1 pseudogene is annotated in these 627 nt (G+C 32.1%); it reads right to left on the reverse strand.

The features are described 5' to 3' along the window. Positions 1 to 227: pseudogene (locus ACW9JY_RS10465) on the reverse strand (ISL3 family transposase); the annotation flags it as partial. Positions 228 to 627 lie beyond the last annotated feature (400 nt).

Here is a 627-nt window from a genome sequence, read left to right on the forward strand (position 1 = left end):
CCAACTTTGCCAGCTTTGATAATCCTTTCTTTTGCTCTACCGTTACGTACTATGTATTCTCGCTTGTCTTTACATCCTTTACATTTATACGGGCATTCTGGTATCCCTACCTTTTTCGAATATCTCACTTCAAAATAAATCTTTCCATCTTTTCTCAAATCTTTTCTCTCTTTTAACTTAAACCCTTTGTCAATACCCAGTATTTGTGCTATAATTTTGTTGCTCATGATATCACTCCTCTCTCTCTTTTTATTTTTTGTTTTTTGTTCTATGAGGAGTGATATCTTTTTTTTACCCCTTTTGTCAAGTACCTAATCAACCATTTTTATTATACAGCCGTTTTCGCATGAAATAATATTAAATGTCCGTGAAAAAGATTGGTTAGATCATAATTCGAGTCTTTGAGGGAGTACCCCCCTCAAACTTCCTGAAAACAAAATCTTTTTAAAAAAGAGATATCTGCTTCAAGAAAGAGATACTAAGAAGAATTCAAAAAAGAAAAGAGGAGTGTAAATTGAGGTTTTCTATTATTGGTAAAGTTTGATATATCTGGTAGTTTTCTTTAGTAACTAATATTAAAAATCCTCTGTGCGCCAATAATTTTATCGGTTTCTCTGTAAATGGTTC

Source organism: Petrotoga sp. DB-2, from assembly GCF_054051725.1.